The 16,811-nt window shown below is 49.1% G+C and carries 17 protein-coding genes and 1 tRNA gene; 3 read left to right on the forward strand and 15 right to left on the reverse strand.

The genetic code is table 11. The features are described 5' to 3' along the window. Window positions 1-13: 13 nt before the first annotated feature. Window positions 14-1,210: a phage portal protein gene (locus AMF_RS09905; protein ID WP_011114670.1), complete on the reverse strand. Its 1,197-nt coding sequence runs from the start codon at window positions 1,208-1,210 to the stop codon at window positions 14-16. A gap of 132 nt (window positions 1,211-1,342) precedes the next feature. On the opposite strand from AMF_RS09905, the gene AMF_RS09910 reads away from it, so the two are divergent. After that, window positions 1,343-2,113, forward strand: coding sequence for a methyltransferase domain-containing protein (locus AMF_RS09910; protein ID WP_010269021.1), 771 nt, complete (start codon window positions 1,343-1,345; stop codon window positions 2,111-2,113). Between the two features lie 40 nt (window positions 2,114-2,153). Continuing rightward, complete coding sequence (gene nadA / locus AMF_RS09915) at window positions 2,154-3,089, forward strand: quinolinate synthase NadA (protein WP_010269024.1); 936 nt, start codon at window positions 2,154-2,156, stop codon at window positions 3,087-3,089. 21 nt (window positions 3,090-3,110) lie between these two features. Here the strand turns inward: nadA and AMF_RS09920 are convergent, their stop codons facing one another. Beyond that, complete coding sequence (locus tag AMF_RS09920; RefSeq protein WP_010266543.1) at window positions 3,111-3,482, reverse strand: ferredoxin family protein; 372 nt, start codon at window positions 3,480-3,482, stop codon at window positions 3,111-3,113. A 125-nt stretch (window positions 3,483-3,607) separates the two neighbouring features. Here AMF_RS09920 and ilvC point away from each other — a divergent pair, with 125 nt between their 5' ends. Continuing rightward, a complete protein-coding gene (gene ilvC / locus AMF_RS09925; protein WP_010266547.1) occupies window positions 3,608-4,579 on the forward strand; it encodes a ketol-acid reductoisomerase in 972 nt (323 codons plus the stop codon). 42 nt (window positions 4,580-4,621) lie between these two features. Here ilvC and infC read toward each other — a convergent pair whose 3' ends face one another. The 13 genes from infC to AMF_RS09990 form a co-directional block, all read right to left on the reverse strand. After that, entirely contained in the window at window positions 4,622-4,939 is a 318-nt protein-coding gene (infC, locus tag AMF_RS09930) for a translation initiation factor IF-3 (protein WP_010269027.1), read from the reverse strand. Beyond that, the gene (locus AMF_RS09935; protein ID WP_011114675.1) at window positions 4,939-7,359 is read right to left on the reverse strand and encodes a type IV secretory system conjugative DNA transfer family protein; all 2,421 of its coding nucleotides are present in this window, start codon (window positions 7,357-7,359) and stop codon (window positions 4,939-4,941) included. The genes infC and AMF_RS09935 overlap by 1 nt, the downstream gene beginning before the upstream one ends. 47 nt (window positions 7,360-7,406) lie before the next feature. Further along, window positions 7,407-8,405 carry a P-type DNA transfer ATPase VirB11 gene (virB11, locus tag AMF_RS09940; RefSeq protein ID WP_035017591.1) on the reverse strand — a complete coding sequence of 333 codons (999 nt, stop codon included), beginning with the start codon at window positions 8,403-8,405 and terminating at the stop codon, window positions 7,407-7,409. 56 nt (window positions 8,406-8,461) lie between these two features. Continuing rightward, window positions 8,462-9,787 carry a TrbI/VirB10 family protein gene (locus AMF_RS09945; RefSeq protein ID WP_010266574.1) on the reverse strand — a complete coding sequence of 442 codons (1,326 nt, stop codon included), beginning with the start codon at window positions 9,785-9,787 and terminating at the stop codon, window positions 8,462-8,464. A gap of 19 nt (window positions 9,788-9,806) precedes the next feature. Then, window positions 9,807-10,646: a P-type conjugative transfer protein VirB9 gene (virB9, locus tag AMF_RS09950; protein ID WP_010266578.1), complete on the reverse strand. Its 840-nt coding sequence runs from the start codon at window positions 10,644-10,646 to the stop codon at window positions 9,807-9,809. Then, window positions 10,633-11,322: a VirB8 family type IV secretion system protein gene (locus tag AMF_RS09955; RefSeq protein WP_010266581.1), complete on the reverse strand. Its 690-nt coding sequence runs from the start codon at window positions 11,320-11,322 to the stop codon at window positions 10,633-10,635. The genes virB9 and AMF_RS09955 overlap by 14 nt, the downstream gene beginning before the upstream one ends. A gap of 118 nt (window positions 11,323-11,440) precedes the next feature. Beyond that, complete coding sequence (locus tag AMF_RS09960) at window positions 11,441-12,529, reverse strand: GTP cyclohydrolase II (protein ID WP_010266584.1); 1,089 nt, start codon at window positions 12,527-12,529, stop codon at window positions 11,441-11,443. A gap of 15 nt (window positions 12,530-12,544) precedes the next feature. Next, window positions 12,545-12,633 (reverse strand) — tRNA-Leu (locus AMF_RS09965). A gap of 57 nt (window positions 12,634-12,690) precedes the next feature. After that, window positions 12,691-13,812, reverse strand: a complete 1,122-nt coding sequence (locus AMF_RS09970) for a methyltransferase domain-containing protein (protein WP_010266586.1) — start codon at window positions 13,810-13,812, stop codon at window positions 12,691-12,693. Window positions 13,813-13,873: 61 nt separating this feature from the next. Beyond that, entirely contained in the window at window positions 13,874-14,401 is a 528-nt protein-coding gene (locus tag AMF_RS09975) for a hypothetical protein (RefSeq protein WP_010266588.1), read from the reverse strand. A 60-nt stretch (window positions 14,402-14,461) separates the two neighbouring features. After that, window positions 14,462-15,259, reverse strand: a complete 798-nt coding sequence (gene dapF / locus AMF_RS09980) for a diaminopimelate epimerase (protein ID WP_010269033.1) — start codon at window positions 15,257-15,259, stop codon at window positions 14,462-14,464. A gap of 47 nt (window positions 15,260-15,306) precedes the next feature. Further along, a complete protein-coding gene (locus AMF_RS10615) occupies window positions 15,307-15,606 on the reverse strand; it encodes a hypothetical protein (RefSeq protein ID WP_241759852.1) in 300 nt (99 codons plus the stop codon). Between the two features lie 558 nt (window positions 15,607-16,164). Then, window positions 16,165-16,593 carry a hypothetical protein gene (locus AMF_RS09990; protein WP_010266596.1) on the reverse strand — a complete coding sequence of 143 codons (429 nt, stop codon included), beginning with the start codon at window positions 16,591-16,593 and terminating at the stop codon, window positions 16,165-16,167. Window positions 16,594-16,811: the final 218 nt, after the last annotated feature.

Below are 16,811 nucleotides of genomic sequence, written 5' to 3' on the forward strand. Positions count from 1 at the left end.
CGCTTGTATAACACTACTTTTGAGCCTCAAGGGAGTTGCCTCCCTCGATCGGGGGCAAGCCGAAAGCGGCTCTTTTTTCGTTTACGGTCATGAACGTTGCATTTTGTACATACTGCCATAACCGTTGCCTTTTTTCAGTCAGCGCGCAGATAGATTCCTTATCGTAAGACAGAAACATGTTGCTACCAAACCTCGGCACCAACCATGAGTTGAGATGTGCGATAATACTCTCCAAATGCGGGATGATCGTCTGCTCCCATAACGCAAGCCTAGCTTCTGAAAGGTTGCTGTAAGTGTTGTCTCCCGGGATGCCTAGCAATTGAGGGGGAACACCAAAAGCCAGGGCGATCTCCCGGGCGGAAACATTTTTCGATTCAATGAAATCCATGTCCTTTGGGGACAGGCTCATTTCTCGCCATTCTAACCCACCTTCGAGCAAAATAGGTCTACCGGAGTTCCTTGGCCCTGTGTAAAAGTCTTCAATCTGGGCCTTCAATCTTTGATACTGCTCCTGTGTCAGGGTGCTATTTTTCTCGTTTTTAGTTTTCACGACCAGGGCACCACTGGGGCGGGCTCCGTTCTGCAGCATTGCCTGGTTCCAGGTGCCGGCCTGATTATGCTGGTCAATGCTGTAAGATGCGGCTTCGATCGTCGATAATCCGTACCAATCATTTAAGGGGTGAAAGTTCTTCAGGTGTAACAAATCATGGCGGTTGGTGGCGCGGTCCACCTGAAACTCGTACACATGTCCGTTCACGCTATAGCGGTATGCTACGGCATTCCCACCTGCTTTGGTAACAATTTCTACCCTATCGGGCCTCAGTAGGTGTAATTCTTTCGGGAGCATGTCCCTACTTTCTACGGATAGGACGTACGAATTGCCGCTAATCAACCTGTACGTCACTATTCCTTCGATCAGCTCGGCCCTTGTCATAATACAGTTGGGACGCGATAACAATTTCAGGATGGGATGGTTGAAGATTTGAAAAACGCCGCTTTTAGTGGTTTTGTGCAACGTGATGTTTACAGATCCTGCGGCGGATGCCACCATATGGATCGACCGAAAAGCGATAACGTTTTTGATGTACCCGTTTCTAGCAAAACTTGCATAGTTGCGGTCACCCCACACAGCTTCTCCGCGACATTCTAAAAAAGCTGAAGACACGCTTGTGCCGCTGTTTCTACCGAAAAGATTGAAGGACTCCCTCATATTTAGCTGTGGCTCATTGGGTATACCGCATGCTAATACGCCCGGCCCACGTTCCGGAAGCAATTTTGGGTATTATGTGTTCTGACAATAAGGTTTAAAATCTTGGTTTTGGTGGTTTTGTGTCGCATATACATGTCTTGTGGTAGCACCTGCATTAAGGGAGTGAGAGGCGCATTTGACAAAGCAGCAAGTTCTTACGACGAATACTCCGCCTTCCAGCGCAATATTGCGGGGGAGCTATGCGCACTTGTGCACGGTGTTGATGGAAAGAAAGTGCTCGACGTTGGCTGCGGCACCGGGCACGTAGGCGCCATAATCGGCAACCGTTGCGAGCTTTCTCAGGTAGACGCCTCCCAAGAAATGTGTAACATTGCCAACAAGAAAATTCGCGGCATTACCGTAAGTTGCGACATGGAAAACATGCCGTTCCCCGACGGTTTTTTCGATGTGGTAACGTCATCCATGGCTATACACTGGGCTTACAATATTAGTGCCTGTCTGCGAAGCATGCTGAGAGTTCTCAATGAAACTGGGCAGGGGTTGTTTATCAGCGTTCCCGTACAAGGAACCTTGGAGGAGCTTGCAGTTTGTGAAAGGTTAATGGGCCGGAAGAGAAAATTTGAATTTCATGACGTTGCGTTTTTTGAAAAGCTTGTCCCCACGCTGGGGGCCACCATTGAATATGTGCAGTGCAAAAAATATACACTGCATCACAAGACGTGCATGCGATTGCTGAACTCAATTGCCAAGATTGGCGCGCAGTCTCACCGTGGTGCAGCTGAAACTTCTGGGGTAAGTATTGCAGATGTGTGCCGTGTGTATAGCGACCTCTTCTCGCAGAATGGGATGGTAATAAGCTCCTGGAATATAGCTTATTTAGTTATCAAAAAACGATTTTGCTGATATCATAGCGCTAACGTCTGTGTCTAGCGTATTTGCCGTCATGCTTAGCGACTGTCGCGATTTGTCACGCGAAATCAGGGACATTGCGAAGAAAAAAAACGCGATCATTCTGGCCCACTACTATCAGGATGATGAAGTCCAAGAAACCGCAGATTTTGTTGGGGATTCCCTTGAGCTGTCAAAGAGGGCAGCATCAACAGATGCGGAGATCATCGTCTTTTGTGGCGTGTTCTTCATGGCAGAGGTTGCCAAAATTCTAAATCCCGGTAAAAGGGTTATAATGCCAGACCTCAATGCCGGATGCTCGTTGGCAGAATCTTGTAGAGGGGAAGACTTTAAAAATTTCCGGCGTGCACATGAGGACCACTTTGCAATTACGTATATCAATTCTTCCGCGGAAGTGAAATGCTACTCAGACATAATATGCACCTCTTCCAACGCCGTTAAGATAATTAACAGCATACCCAAAGACCAAAAAGTATTGTTCGCTCCTGACAGGTTTTTGGGAGAATTTCTCAAACAGAAAACGGGCAGGGATATGCTCTTGTGGCATGGAAGTTGTGTTGTGCACGAAAACTTTTCCGAAGCCAGCCTTGTTGACCTGTCTGTGAGGCATAAAGACGCCCACATTATTGCACATCCGGAATGCCCTGGTAATTTGCTAAAATATGCGCACTGCATAGGCTCCACCACACACTTATTGCGCTACGCTGCCGCTCATGCTGGGTCTAAGTTCATTGTATTGACTGAAGAAGGGTTGGTGTACCAAATGAAAAAAGCGTCCCCGGGGAGTGAGTTTTATGTAGTTAATTCTGCCAAGGGCTGTGAATCATGCAGCAAGTGCCCATACATGCGGCTAAATACTTTAGAAAAGCTCTACAAGTGTATTATGGATGAGCAACCCGAAGTGACGATGAGTGAGGAAATAATCTCCGGCGCAAGGAAACCGATCGAAGCGATGATGCGCGCATCGTAAGGTAGTTCAAGAAGCCTGGCCTCAAGTGTTTTCTTTGAAGTACTGCGCCTTGTTTAAGTCATCCTTATACCTCTCCGCCTCCTCCATAGGTGGTTTTGAGGCTGTGATGTTTTTCCATTTTTTAGAAAATTCTGCGTTTATTTTGTGAAAAGCCTTCAAGCTCTGTTGCCGCTCATTCAGCGCGCTATCATCACACGATATGATATCTTCTATGAACTCGTCGCTGACTATGGCATCCACAGGGCATTCCGGTACGCAAACACCGCAGTCTATGCACTGGTCCGGGTCGATTACCAGCATGTTCTCCCCCTCATAAAAGCAGTCCACAGGGCACACCTCAACGCAGTCTGTATACTTGCACCGGATGCACCTGTCTGTTACAAAATGGGTCATGAAGCTAAGCCGCTAAAACCCTTATGATACTTGACTGTTGTCGAAAGAGCAAATACTGCAGGCGCCGCAACCGCCTGCGTGTTGTTGGTACGCGTATGTGCCCTCTCGTCGAGGGAGGTGTTTAGATGGAGATATACCAACATAGTGATTGTAGCTGCCTGAGCGGAAAGAAGTTTTGCATTGTTGGCTATGGTTCCCAGGGCAAGGCCCAGGCGATGAATCTGCGCGATAGCGGAATTAGAGATATAACGATTATCCTCCATGCAGGATCAAGGAGTATAGATTTAGCAAGGGGGGACGGGTTTGAAGTTGATACTTCAGGCTCCTCAGCAAAACATGCTGACGTCATAGTGATGCTAGCACCTGATGAGGCACACCGGGAGATATGTAAAGAGACGCTATTTCCATATTTGAAGCCTGGGCAGGCAATCATATTTGCACATGGGCTGAGCATACTATATGGCCTGGTTGAGTTGCCGGGATACGTTGACGTGTGTATGGTATCGCCAAAGTCAGTAGGCACAGAGGTACGGAACCAATATCTGGAGGGCAATGGAGTTGTGTGCTTCACTGCGGTTATGAATGACTGCAGTGGCACAGCGAAGGCGGTATCAGATGCCTATGCAGCGGCGGTGATGCTCGGAAAGCTGATCATAGGTACTACCTTCAAGCAAGAAGTAGAAGCAAACCTATTTTCTGAACAAGTAGTCTTATGTGGAGGGATACCATCACTCATCAAGTGCGCTTTTGAGGTTATGGTTGAATCTGGAATCTCACCAGAGGTAGCATACTTGGGTTGTGTATATGAGGTGAAGCTAATAGCTGATCTGATGCACAGGAAGGGGATATACGGTTGCTTGAGCAATGTCTCTAGTGTTGCGGGATATGGTGCCAGTATTACTGGAGATAGGATTATAGATGGCAGGGTGAAGCAAAGTATGAGGGAAACGCTAGCAGAGATCCAAAGCAGAGAATTCTTCAAGAAGCTCAGCAAAGAACCTAATCTACAACACACTCTTAGTACATACTATAAAGAACTAGAGAAGCATCCTATAGAGGCAGTAGGGAAGGAACTAAGAGATATGATGAACACGTAGTTATATATAGTAAATATATAACGATAGGATGTAGTACACACACTACTGCAATGAAGAAGAGGAAGAACCACTCCCCTTACTACCAAAGACCATACTCATCACATTTCCATCCATTCTAGGAGAAGACTCTGGTCTAGCAACTCCTTCAGTATCATTCACTAAACGATCTAGAATACCTAACCCCACTTCCTTATACTGAAGCTCACGTCCCACAAACCTTATAGACACCTTAACCTTATTTCCCTTCTCTATGAATCCTTTGAGGTTGTTGAGCTTAATGTTATAGTCGTTGTCCTCAATGTTTAGCCTGAACTTCAGTTCTTTGAGTGAGGAGGATCTAGCCTGGCCTATAGAGCTCATTACGGGTTGTCATCATCACGCTGCTTGCCGTCGCGACGGGGGGGTTGTGTATCTTCGTCATCGTATGTTTCGTCTTCCCCGTACGGCTCATCGCCGCCACTTTCTTCATAATACGGCTCTTCATCTCCGCTGCCATACTCGTCTTCGGCATCTTGCAGCTCACCATCAGTGGGCTCCTCTTCATATGCTAGGGGTTCATCCTCCTCCGGATACACGTCAGTGACCCCGCCTTCTGAACCGCGTATTTCATCTGCCTCATACGGCTCACCACCGTCATTTTCCTCGTAATACGGCTCTTCATCTCCGCCACCATACCCATCTTCGGCATCTTGCAGCTCACTATCGGTGGGCTCTTCTTTATACGCAGAGAGTTCATCCTCTTCCGGATGTCCTTCGTCGCTAACGTGATCTTCCGGGTAGCTGTCTTCGTCACCTATATCGTCCAGGCCTTCTCCGTTTAGTGGTACATCCTCTCCTTCTATGTCATCCAGACCTTCCATGTACTCATCATCTTCTGAGCTGTAGTCATAGTCTTGTGGATAATCTCCGAATTCGTCGTACCCAGCCTCATCACCGTGTTGTTCTTGGGGTTGCTGCGCCTCCTGAGCGCTTTCTTCATGAGCAATGGCAGCCTGCTGCTCTCCTTCTTCAGATGTAGGCACATCCTCAGCGACTGTGTCCACTCCTCCCCGTGCCGCATCTGGATCATAAGGTTCCTGCGTCGGGACAAAAGTGCTCTTGAGTAGCTTCTTAGTGAAGAACTTATCCTCATAGTACTTAATCTTTTTCGATTTGATCGGATACGTAGATTCGATCAATAAAATCTGCTCATCTTTCGGTAGCATGATCACTTCCTGTGGAAGCAACAGCGCCCGTTGAGTATCTGAAATGTGCAGAGAACGCGATGCAGGATTCAAATCCAAAAATTTCGGCCTATTCAGCGATTCCTGACTCACGGTTTTGTTACCTATGAGCTGAGAAATCAAGTTTGCAGTTTCAATATTATTTGCCGCAAATGTGATCCTATAAGTAGAGTTTGAGAGGAAGGAGTTCATACCCGCCTCTTCGTATATACCCTTCAGCTGCTCGGTATCTTGTATTATCAAGAACAGCCTAACTCTATAGCCGCGGAAGTACGCGATACCGGTTTGGAATTGCTCCATTTTTCCTAGCGTGGGGAACTCATCCATCATAAACAACACCCCATAGGGCTCATCGTCCGATGGCAACGCCCTACACAAAAACTCGGTCGCCTGCTGATAAAACACCTGCATCAGAGGCCTGAGCCTGGTCAGGTTATCTGGGGTGAGGCCCACGTATACTGTGATCTTCTTCTTCTTGAACTCCTGAATGTTGAAGTCACTAGACGCGGTTGCAGTGTCAATCAAGGGGTTGGCCCACAGTTCCAGGGATGAGTTCATTGTTGAGACCACACCTGACCGCTCCTTATCGGCCTTCTGGAGGAAGGCCGCAATGTTCATATATGCTACTGGATGGATTTTTTTCCCTATGGTATCCAAAACCACGGCCAGGTTATAAACCACATCGTCACTGCGCATTGTGCGCACGACTTCACCAAATGATTTGACCTTTTCCGGCACTGCAAGCAGATACAAAACAACGCCGACGAAAAGACTCCGCGCCTCGTTGTACCAGAAATCTTGCTCAGGCATGATGAGGTTCGCAATTTTTTGCACGTCATCCACCATTTGGCCGGGCTTTTTGCTAATCCAGTCTAGAGGGTTATAACAGTGGCTAACGCCGTCGGGCTGTGCCGGGTTCCACACGTAAACTTCTTGCCCGATCTTCTTGCGCCACCCACTCGTGATGTCGTAGTTCTCCAGCTTGATGTCATGCACCACGAGCGAGTCTTCCCAGAACAGAAGATTGGGTATTACAAACCCCACACCTTTACCTGACCCTGTAGGCGCAAAAAGCAATGCGTGCTGATAGCCGTCTGCTACTAAATACCCCCTTTGGTCTTTTCCAAGCAGCAAACCCTTCCTGCTTCTGAGGCCAATTTTACGTATATCGCGCTCCGACGCCCATCTGGAATCACCATGCAAGGCCTCTTTCTTTCGAAACGGCCGCCACTCCAGGAGAATGTGCCGCAGATTCCAAAAGACAGTGCCCACTATACACAACGGTGCCGCGAAGGATAGCCACAACTTCAGCGAATTAGACACCCCATATAACTTGGGGTCGGCCCACCACCCGTGGATGTAATTGAAAATTGTTGGCCATAACCTCATGGGGAAGTCTGATATACTGGGGTTCAAAGCGTTGAAATCCAGGTACTCAAGACCCCACATTGAAAGAACAAAAAGTGCCCCCGAGATGTAAAAACAGAACTCCAGGAGGAAAAACATCCCGAAGAAGAACACCAAAATGTTACGTATGTGATTAGAGCTACTGTGCATGGCTTAACAATAAGGAGACCCCGGCCGTAGGCAATTTTACACCAAGCTTAATCATTGCCTTGTGAACATTTAGTGAACATAATCTCCGCGACGTGCCGCACCCCTCCAGACTCCCTTTTCAGCTGTATAATTACGTCTACTATGTTGGTAATGTAACTTACTATTTGGTCTGGCGGCAACCCTAGACTCGCTTGCATTACCATAAGTTTCAGCTGCTCTACAGCCATTCTAGGCGTGTCTGCATGCAAGGTGGAGATGGAACCCGGGTGCCCGGTATTTATGGCTCTGAGAAAGCTAAACGCCTCAGCCCCCCTGAGCTCCCCCACAATTATTCTATCTGGACGAAGACGCAAGCAGGCCTCTATGAGATCTTGTGTAGAGACCTTAGCGCGCCCCTGGCCGCCCTTGGATGCCAATAGATGTACCCTGTTGGGGTGGTCTAGCGCTATTTCTCTAGAGTCTTCCACCGTTATTATCCTTTCATCCTTTGGGATGACCCGCAGCGCCGCGTTTGTGAACGTAGTTTTCCCAGTGGACGTACCTCCACTGACGATTATGTTTTTTTTGCTCAGCACCGCAAGCTCTATGAAAGATTTGATATCCCCGCTATCCAGGAGCTCACTAAGCTGCTTGTTTACGTCCATAGCCTTGCGGCCCTGCTGGGCCACATGGGAGAACGCACCCATTTTTTCATAATCATCGAGCGACAACTGCACCGTCGATGGCTTTCTTATGGAAAATACGACTTTATCACCCTCGCAAGCGGGGGGAAACACCACCTGCACGCGGAAGCCGTTGGGCAAAGAAGCCGACAGCAAAGGCGTTTCCTCACTCAATTTCTGCTCGGTTGCTTGTGCTACCAACCTGCCGAGTGCTTTTAGATGCGACAGAGTTAGACTTTCAATCCTCTCACACCGTATATCGCCCCTGTTCTCTACCCATACCTCGCATTCCCTGTTGATCGAGATCTCATTGACCCCATCCTCCGCGAATATGCTCTGCAGGGGCTCCAAGTATGTTTCTAACGCTGCGTATCCTGCTGTCATATGCGCACACAACACCCCACACTAATAAACAACGCGCCCAGACCTGAGCCAGGCCACTACCTACGCACCGCCTCCCTAGGGAACACTATGTCTTGGTTTACAAATACCTTCATTACAGTTCCCTGGTCAACATAAATGGTAGGCTTGCTGGTATCTACGTACTTCTTAATCAGAGCCTTCATAGATTCAGAGAAATCCTTTACGGCATCAGAAACGATCTTAACCGGTAGGGTAGATGACTTTTCCTCTTTCTTCTTCTCACCTTTCTCCTCGGTAGTGTCTTTGATTTCAGACTGCAGAGCAGGTATTTTTGAGGTCACAAAAGCAGTGCCCATGGAAACCCCTGCAAGCAGAATCGTGGACGTAAGGACATTCCCCATTTTGGTGTCAATAAACCCTGCGCTACCGTTCCTACCCAGCTCATCAGTACCGGCTGAGTTAATTTGGATGTCTATACCATGAGGCAGGATGACCCTAGACCAACTCACAGTCACCCGCGTATTATTGCCGGATGCGTCAAAGAAGTAGCTACCTATCAGCCTAGAGCCTTTCGGTATCATGACCATATTGCCCGCTTCCGCGTATACATCCCTAGATACTATTGCCCGCAACACTCCGGGAATATCTGAGTTTATAGCGGTCTCTAAAACTGCATCTATCATGTGTCCCTGAAGAATCACATATCCAGGATCGCCTACCCTGGTTGCCTTAACGCTAGGGGACGAAGTGCCGTCCAGTGTGCTCCAAGTACTAAAACGGCTGTCAGTGCCTTGTCCGCCACCATCTTCGCTTGGGCCGCCATCACCACCCCCTCCCAGGACGATCATAGGCGTACCGCGTTTTTCTCTATCGTACCCCAAGAAGGAAGGCACGGGCTCAGGGATAGCTCCCCCACCTGGCCGGTACGGCATAGGTATATGCTGCGGTGGCCCATCGTCCTCCATCGGGCGACGTTGCAACTCGGGTTCAAAGAAACTTTCTGCTGCTGGAGGTAAAATCTCCTTGGTTTCCTCAACCACGGGCTCCTCTTTCTTCTTTTTGGCTATCCTGGCCAGCGTCGGGAGCTCAGGCGCGGTAGGCATGACCAAAGGAGGTAGGTCAGGCAGTTTAGGTGGAGGAGTCAAAATTCTCGGCGCAGTTTCCTGGGCTGGAGCTTCGGACTCCTTGAGCAACTTGTCAACATCCTGCTTCTCAATAACCGGTTGCGGCTCCTCAGATGTTTCTGTGGTACCGCTGCCACGAAAGAACATGTAATAGGCCATTCCGGTTATAGCGCACACTACCAGGACTACAAAAAGCTTCTTGCTTTTGTGCACCCCCACTACATTGACGCTTTCCTCTACGCCATCGCCGTAGTTATTATCCTTGGTTTCGTCTGACATCCCTAAACTCAACTATTGATCAAAGCACCGTATTCACTACTTCGACGCCACTCTTGCCGTAGTCAAGGTACAGCCGCTTGTGGACTCCTTCGATTATTACATAGCCCTTAAGTAGCAACATCCTGCATGGCACTTTTTTGCCATGTCTGCCCACAGAAAACACTTTTGGGATCACCTTGTTATTGTCATAGAACTGAAAATATGTAAGGGCCCCATCATCAAAAGTTTTCACAGGGACTATTGTTGCATCAGCGCTGCTTGCAGAGTATACATAATTCTTGCCAGTTGCATTCGGGCGCACAGTAACCTCGCCACTGTTGGGGTTCTTTGCCAAGCTCGGAGCAGACAAGTCCGCCAGTCCGGCCCCTTTTAGATCGAACTCCCTGTTATTATCCGGGTAGTAAAAACGCACCACGTAGGCCATATCCAACAGGGGGGAGTCCACCCTGCCGAGCTCATCCGCCACTTCTTTATACCCCGCGGCATCAGGACCAGCAGACTTTGAAACAAGATCAAAAGCGTAGCTCCTGCCTTTGTTGGTTTCTACCAGCATATTTGTCTTGCCTTCCCTCTCCAGTGGCATAATGAACAGTTTGTTATCTACGGGCTTTACCTTCCAGTGAACGCTGTCTCCCATAGCCATCACTTTTATGGTCTCACCTTTGGAGAACTCTATAAACGAGTGATACCCGTGGTTAAACACAACGGTAAATATCTCGTTCGGGCTGTATACAAAGGTTTTGATCCTACTGTCTACAGACACAGGTGCACCACCGCTTACGGCAGACTGTGCCACACCTCCTGTAAAAACAACGGTCAGTAGAGCCGAGCACGCAAGCAAGTTTTTATAGAAATTCATCGTCCGCCCTATAGTAAGTAATCTGAAATCCCAGAGGGTTCACCTGCCTATCCTGATCGTTCATCTCAAGCGAAGAGTACCTAAAGGCGAGAGTGGCAATTCTGTCTCTCTTGGTGATAGACCCATTGTGGTTGTTAAACTCCAAGGAAAACCTAATCTGCACATTTCCGGTGCTAAGATGTTGCAAAGACCGCACCTTCAGATTGCCGGATACTGCGTCCGAGTACAGCGTCATTGGGCTTGAGGGGTTGCTAGGACGTATCCAGTTGCGGAACTCGCTATAAGTCTCCTGGGAGGAGAGTAACCTCACCTTAGTGTAATAGTTGTACTGGAAATTGTTGGGATCATACAGCTCCCTCGCCCGCACATACTCAATTATGAAGTAATTACCCAAGACCTCATCAGCGGAGTACTGCTTTACCGTGATCGGGTTAACTAACGTGGTGATCCCCGACTTCTTTTCTATTTCAACTACGAACGGCTCGATTGTCCTTGTTTTTCCTATCCTGAAAATTACAAAAGTGCTTACTGCAATACAGAAAACGGACAACACTACCAAAAGAAGCAAAACGTTCCGCTGGACCACAACTGAGCTGTATCTGTCATGATACCAGTCATCAGTACTTGCGGAAACCGCGGCACTCGCACCCTTCTTACCGAAACCGAACATACCCATACAAACTCGCCGAAACTAGACTAGGAAGGGGGATACCCTACCCGATGATAAGCCCACATAATACACGAACACAACCTACAACGCTTTTATTTACATCAAGTTAACAGGAAAAGCATCCTCAATTAACGTGCCCTAGGCGTTCTATTTTTGTTTTTATGTAGTCAATATTGCGTTCGTGAGTTCCGACCGAAAGGGGTATCATTTTTGTGACAGTGAATCCATGATCACACATACTAGATACCTTGCTGGGGTTGCTGGTTAGCATCTGAAACTTTGAGATTCCCAGCTCGTCAAGAATGCGCGCTGCTGGCAGGAAGACTCTTTCGTCATCATCGAATCCAAGAAACCTATTCGCGTCTACGGTATCCAGAGCGTTCTGCGTTTGCAAGTTATAGGCGCGTATTTTGTTCGCTAGCCCTATTCCTCTTCCCTCTTGAGAGATATATAACACTATGCCGCCACTTCCACTGCCCAAGAACTGTATGGTGTGCAGTAATTGGCCTCTACAGTCGCACGAAATGCTGCCCAGTAGATCTCCCGTGTAGCACGACGAGTGCAACCTTACCACGGGGTTCTCAAAGCTTGGATCGCCTATGATAATTGCATAGTGTTCCGGTTCTCCTAAGTTTGACCTGTACACAAGTATCTTAGAAGCCGGTGCGTTGTTCAGACAAAGATCAGAGCGGCAAACCTCGCGCAAGCTATACTCCTTACGATAGCCAGACAGTGCATCGCATGCCAAACACAGTATGTTATTTTGCGCGCACCACTGCTCCATTTCCCCATCATGCGCAAACTCCATGTCTGCGATCAGAGCGGAAGGAAGCAACTTTGCTAGCTTCATTAGGTCTATCGCGTGGCCATCTAACGGGCTACTGCTGCTTGTAACCTGCACACCAGGTGGCAGACTTGTGCTAGTAGATAGCGCAGCTGCAATATCTGCTAGTGTGAAACCGTTTGCCAGCACCCTGGACAGCGCACGCCCACCTGCGACTGCAGCCATTCTCCTGCCAGTTAGCAGTAGGTACAACTTACTGGAAAACTCGGTTAATGTGGCGAAGGAGTGGTCCTCCAACAGTTCGCTAGGGAAAACCAACGCATACCTGCCGCTCTTGTGGAGGATAACCGGCGCGCAGCGCCTTATCTCCAACACCGCCCTCTCTACCAGATTGTTGCCAAAGCCGAAAACTCTGCCTATCAAATTCACTTGAGACCCACGAGATGGTGCGGTTAAGAAGACTCGAACTTCCAAGGCCTGTTATAGCCACAGCGACCTCAACGCTGCGTGTCTACCATTTCCACCACAACCGCGACAAATGCGGACCAATGGTAACGCAAAATGGGTTTGTCTGTCAATAACCACAGCCGCTAGGTGGTGCCCACAGCGCCAGCAGCATCTGCCCCACCACTCTTCCGCTGTGCTGCTGCAGCGTCATCACCATGAGATATAGCAAACAGCAGCCCATCGACCCTGTCTCCGTATATTTTGCAACGGTTAACGTAACTTAGACGCAAGCCCAATTTCTCCACTTGTTGTTGAACATATGCACCTGAGTGACAAAAGAAATCTCCCTCCTTGACGAACCGATACCCCTGTCCGGTACCTTCGCGCACCAGCGCCACAATAATGCCTCCTTTGGCTAGAGCCTTACTGCACATTTCCAAAATCTCGCCTAAGCGCTTTCCTGAATAGTGCAGTACTTCAGTTAGGATGATTACATCATACTCCTTGTTGTTGTCTCGTAGAAACTCGTGCATGTTCATGCAGAGCAGTTCATTGTATGCCTGCCTCCCGTTTACGAAGCACTTTCTCGCAATGTCCAGCATCCTGCGGGATATGTCAACTCCGGTTATATGGCGGCCCACCCCCTTCATCTTCAGGAACTGCCCGCAAACGCCGGTGCCGCATCCTAGATCTAGAACATCCAGCTCGGCAATCCTGTCTCCCAGGAAATTCATAACCAGGGACCGCACGTACTCGTGCCCCCTGTAGTTTTGGGCGATTAGCCAATACTCAACAAAGTACTCGCTTGTGTAGTTAAAGTGTTGTCTTATGATGTTTTCCGGTACCTCAGCCACCTTTTCGGGAGCTTCTATTTTTTGTAGATAATACATAGACTCCTGATGCGATTTGTCGAGCGATAACGCCTTCTCAAAGCTTTTTACCGCCCTGTGTATGTCTCGCAGCACCAGGTGGCACCTGCCTATGTTGTAATAAGCGTCCGGAAGTTTTGGTCTTACCAAGCTGATGAGCCAGAATCTTGCTTTTGCGTCTTGTACGTTGCCCCTATAAAAGTGATACAACCCTAAATCCATATTCGTGAAGAGTAGGCTCTTAGACTTATCCCTTAAGGAGGAAATGCTTTCCATGGCTGACGCGCGGCTGCTTCTTACGAGTTCAGCAACCTCCCCCGTACCTGGGAGCGAACAAAAAACCCTCGAGCACAATGACCCCAGGCCATCGCCGAAGAAAGAAAGGATTTTCCTCATACTATAACCGGTAAGACAAAACTCTCCACACCCAAAAAACCGCGAACGCCGTCGGTAAGTTCTAAGACAAAATTGAGTTTTTGCAAAGCTCTCTTTGGTGTGCAACAGAATCCGTGACATCCAGCAACCAAAGCACGCTACCCACTCTTTGTCTCATGTTACCTTTACAGGGACGGGGATCAGGTTCTTTGGGATCTATTCTGCGGTAGAAGCTGCCATCGGTGTAATCCATAAGCACAGCGCGCCCATCCGCCAGAGCCTCTTTTGTTTTGTGCCTCCCCTCTAAAGACAGCCACCAAGCCATAACTGCGGCAAAACTTCTATACTGAGCGGCTGTGACAGACACAACATACCAGGCACGCTCCAGCGCTTGAAGCGTGAAAAACAGCAACGTCACCACCGTAAGTACCGCCCATGCGGAAAACCCCGCAAACGGAGATTCGAGAGAGGCCCCGGACTTAGTGCCCAGAGTTTTTATCAACACCGCGGCTACACACGCCGCGAAAACACACATGGAGGCCGGCACTACACACATTGACGCCGCCACCTTGTCCACGGAAGAAAGTCCCTGCATAACACAAAGCTCCACACCACACCCTGATTATAGCGCGCACACGCTGCATTTGTAATCAGAAAACTTGCAATTTGCCTATAGAACGCCGCGAAAAGACTCAGTAACACCACTACCGACCACGGTATCACCACTTTCTTGCCATTCTGTTAACAGATCTCCACCGGGCATACTAACCGTACATTTCCTTTCCGTGACTCCCAATCTTACGCCCGCGATGAGCGCAGCGCAGGATCCACTGCCACAGGAAAACGTCTCGCCAGTGCCCCTTTCCCACACTCTGAGGGTAATCTTGCTTCTGGTTACTACTTCTGCCACACATACGTTGGTGCGTTGCGGGAATAGGGCATCGTGCTCTACCAGCGGTCCCAGCTCTTCTAGCTTACAGTCCTTGACTGATGCCACGAAAAACACCATGTGCGTGTTGCCCATATTCACTCCTACGGGCTGTGGGTATCCTGGGATTGACAGCGGGACCTTCAACGTGTCGCATTCGTGGGCTATTGGTATATCCTGCCAAGCGAGCTTTGGCTTGCCCAAGTTTACTAGTATCATGCCAGTTTTGGACTTTTCCGCAAGTACTACGCGGTCTCCAATTGTTATAGATGCGCTAGTAGTGCCCAGCTCATCCATCAGTAGCTTGCCTACGCACATTGCGGCATTGCCGCACATTGCCGCCTGGCTGCCGTCTGGGTTGTGGATAGTAATTGTGCAATCGGTGCCGCCGTCCGATCTGTCTATAGTCACTACCTGGTCGCAACCAACGCCGGTCTTTCTGTGGGCAATTGCCGCGTAGTCTATGGCCACTTCTCCAATGCTTCTGCGATCAATTATGACAAAATCATTCGCATTGCTGTGCATTTTGATAAAATCCACCGCCCACACCCGATTTAATTGTGTAACCCAACGCACGGAGCGGAATTCTACCCGTGTTGAAGCATTTTTGCAATTTGGTGGGGGAATACCTGGTCTACCGCGATGCAGTACATTAAGGTGTTTGCCGATTCTACCTCGGAGAACGGTTCTTGGTCCGTGTCGATTACTCCTTCTTCGACAACATAGAACTGTGCTTCATTGGGGGCGGGCTCGCTGATGTCCATACAACACGGCTCATACGCGATCTCCACCACTTCTATAGCTTCCTCTGTAGATTCTACCAACTCACAGTGGCTAGGTTCCACCTCTAGGGAATACAATGCACACTTAGCGCTTGGTTCCACCATGACTTTAGCAGAGCATCCACGCGATAGTGGGGCAATATGGCCTACCGGAGGTTGCTTCGTGGAATGACTGCCGCCACCGCACCCCGTGTGAGGCACTGGTGTTGCTCGAGGGAAGGCTGCGGTTGCACGGGCTTGATCATCTGCGTGACAAACGCGCTTATGCCTGGAGTCTGGCGGCGCAACCTCGGTGCCACCATGGAGGGTGGGGGGCTCTGCCGGGTTGCGTGATGCAGGGTACGCCGGCGCTGGGGGCGCCAACTGGCCATGTGTGGATTTCTCACGAAGCGCTGCGGGTGCATGTCCGAAGCCGGCACCCCGCACCGACTGCGCTGCTGTGAAAAATATGACAAAAAGTACCAACGCAGCAAGCACTACCTGATACTGCTGCAGAAGCTGCACGACAGCTACGGCGTACACACGTATTCCTGATTGTGAAATTGATAAGGTGGATAGATAAGAAATTTATAATCTATCCTAATTTCTTAAGGGTTAATGCGCGTGAATTAAGCAGCCGCCGCGCATAGACCTTAAACGTTCAATAACCACTCAACTGTCAGCTTACACACTGAAAGAGCCCTTCAGCAGCTTTGCTGCTTCACCGAACTCCTTAACGAAACTCTTCCGTATACTTTCTGGAAGCGTGATACCGAGATTGTCTTCAAAATATTTGGACAAGTCTTGCAAGCGAGAGACATAATTGCGCTTTTTGCTGGAAAACTTGCGCAGCATAACTCCGTCGAGAACCTCTATGCTAACTGCCTTGTTAAGAAGCACGCAATCTATAGAGGGGTTAATTCTGAGTAGCACGCTCCTCACAGGCTCCGCGCTGAAGGCGAACATACCCTCAATGTTGTACACCTTTATGGTATACAGGCAGGATACCTGAGACAAGCTGCCATTGCTGTATTTTTGATGCTTCACCACCTCCCACTGCACCCTCAGAGGGCCGGAGTGCCCCGGAGTGCCTGCAGGTACATCTTGCTGCATACGGCTATACCTAAAACTGAACTCTGCTCACCGCAAAAGCATACACTTTCCATAGTTAAATAATGCATAATGGTGAGATGACAGTGCTCAAGTGGCGCGGCACACATTTACTTCGGTTTGGTGATTGTGTAACATGCGAGAAATGCGTAACCTCATGGCAGCTTGTTCATACTTGCTTTGGGGCTAGATGCGCTCACTGCGCGGGGCTTTGCGGCTTC

It is taken from the genome of Anaplasma marginale str. Florida, from assembly GCF_000020305.1.
GTDB lineage: Bacteria > Pseudomonadota > Alphaproteobacteria > Rickettsiales > Anaplasmataceae > Anaplasma > Anaplasma marginale.

Bases quoted from the DNA above. Each gene is read 5' to 3' on its own strand.
- AMF_RS09990 (WP_010266596.1), bottom strand. From the start codon at position 16,593: ATGCAGCAAGATGTACCTGCAGGCACTCCGGGGCACTCCGGCCCTCTG.
- AMF_RS10615 (WP_241759852.1), bottom strand. From the start codon at position 15,606: ATGGTGGAACCAAGCGCTAAGTGTGCATTGTATTCCCTAGAGGTGGAA.
- AMF_RS09955 (WP_010266581.1), bottom strand. From the start codon at position 11,322: ATGGGTATGTTCGGTTTCGGTAAGAAGGGTGCGAGTGCCGCGGTTTCC.
- virB9 (WP_010266578.1), bottom strand. From the start codon at position 10,646: ATGAATTTCTATAAAAACTTGCTTGCGTGCTCGGCTCTACTGACCGTT.
- virB11 (WP_035017591.1), bottom strand. From the start codon at position 8,405: ATGACAGCAGGATACGCAGCGTTAGAAACATACTTGGAGCCCCTGCAG.
- AMF_RS09910 (WP_010269021.1), top strand. From the start codon at position 1,343: ATGTCTTGTGGTAGCACCTGCATTAAGGGAGTGAGAGGCGCATTTGAC.
- AMF_RS09935 (WP_011114675.1), bottom strand. From the start codon at position 7,359: ATGCACAGTAGCTCTAATCACATACGTAACATTTTGGTGTTCTTCTTC.
- AMF_RS09905 (WP_011114670.1), bottom strand. From the start codon at position 1,210: ATGAGGGAGTCCTTCAATCTTTTCGGTAGAAACAGCGGCACAAGCGTG.
- ilvC (WP_010266547.1), top strand. From the start codon at position 3,608: ATGGAGATATACCAACATAGTGATTGTAGCTGCCTGAGCGGAAAGAAG.
- nadA (WP_010269024.1), top strand. From the start codon at position 2,154: ATGCTTAGCGACTGTCGCGATTTGTCACGCGAAATCAGGGACATTGCG.
- AMF_RS09970 (WP_010266586.1), bottom strand. From the start codon at position 13,812: ATGAGGAAAATCCTTTCTTTCTTCGGCGATGGCCTGGGGTCATTGTGC.
- AMF_RS09945 (WP_010266574.1), bottom strand. From the start codon at position 9,787: ATGTCAGACGAAACCAAGGATAATAACTACGGCGATGGCGTAGAGGAA.
- AMF_RS09920 (WP_010266543.1), bottom strand. From the start codon at position 3,482: ATGACCCATTTTGTAACAGACAGGTGCATCCGGTGCAAGTATACAGAC.
- infC (WP_010269027.1), bottom strand. From the start codon at position 4,939: ATGAGCTCTATAGGCCAGGCTAGATCCTCCTCACTCAAAGAACTGAAG.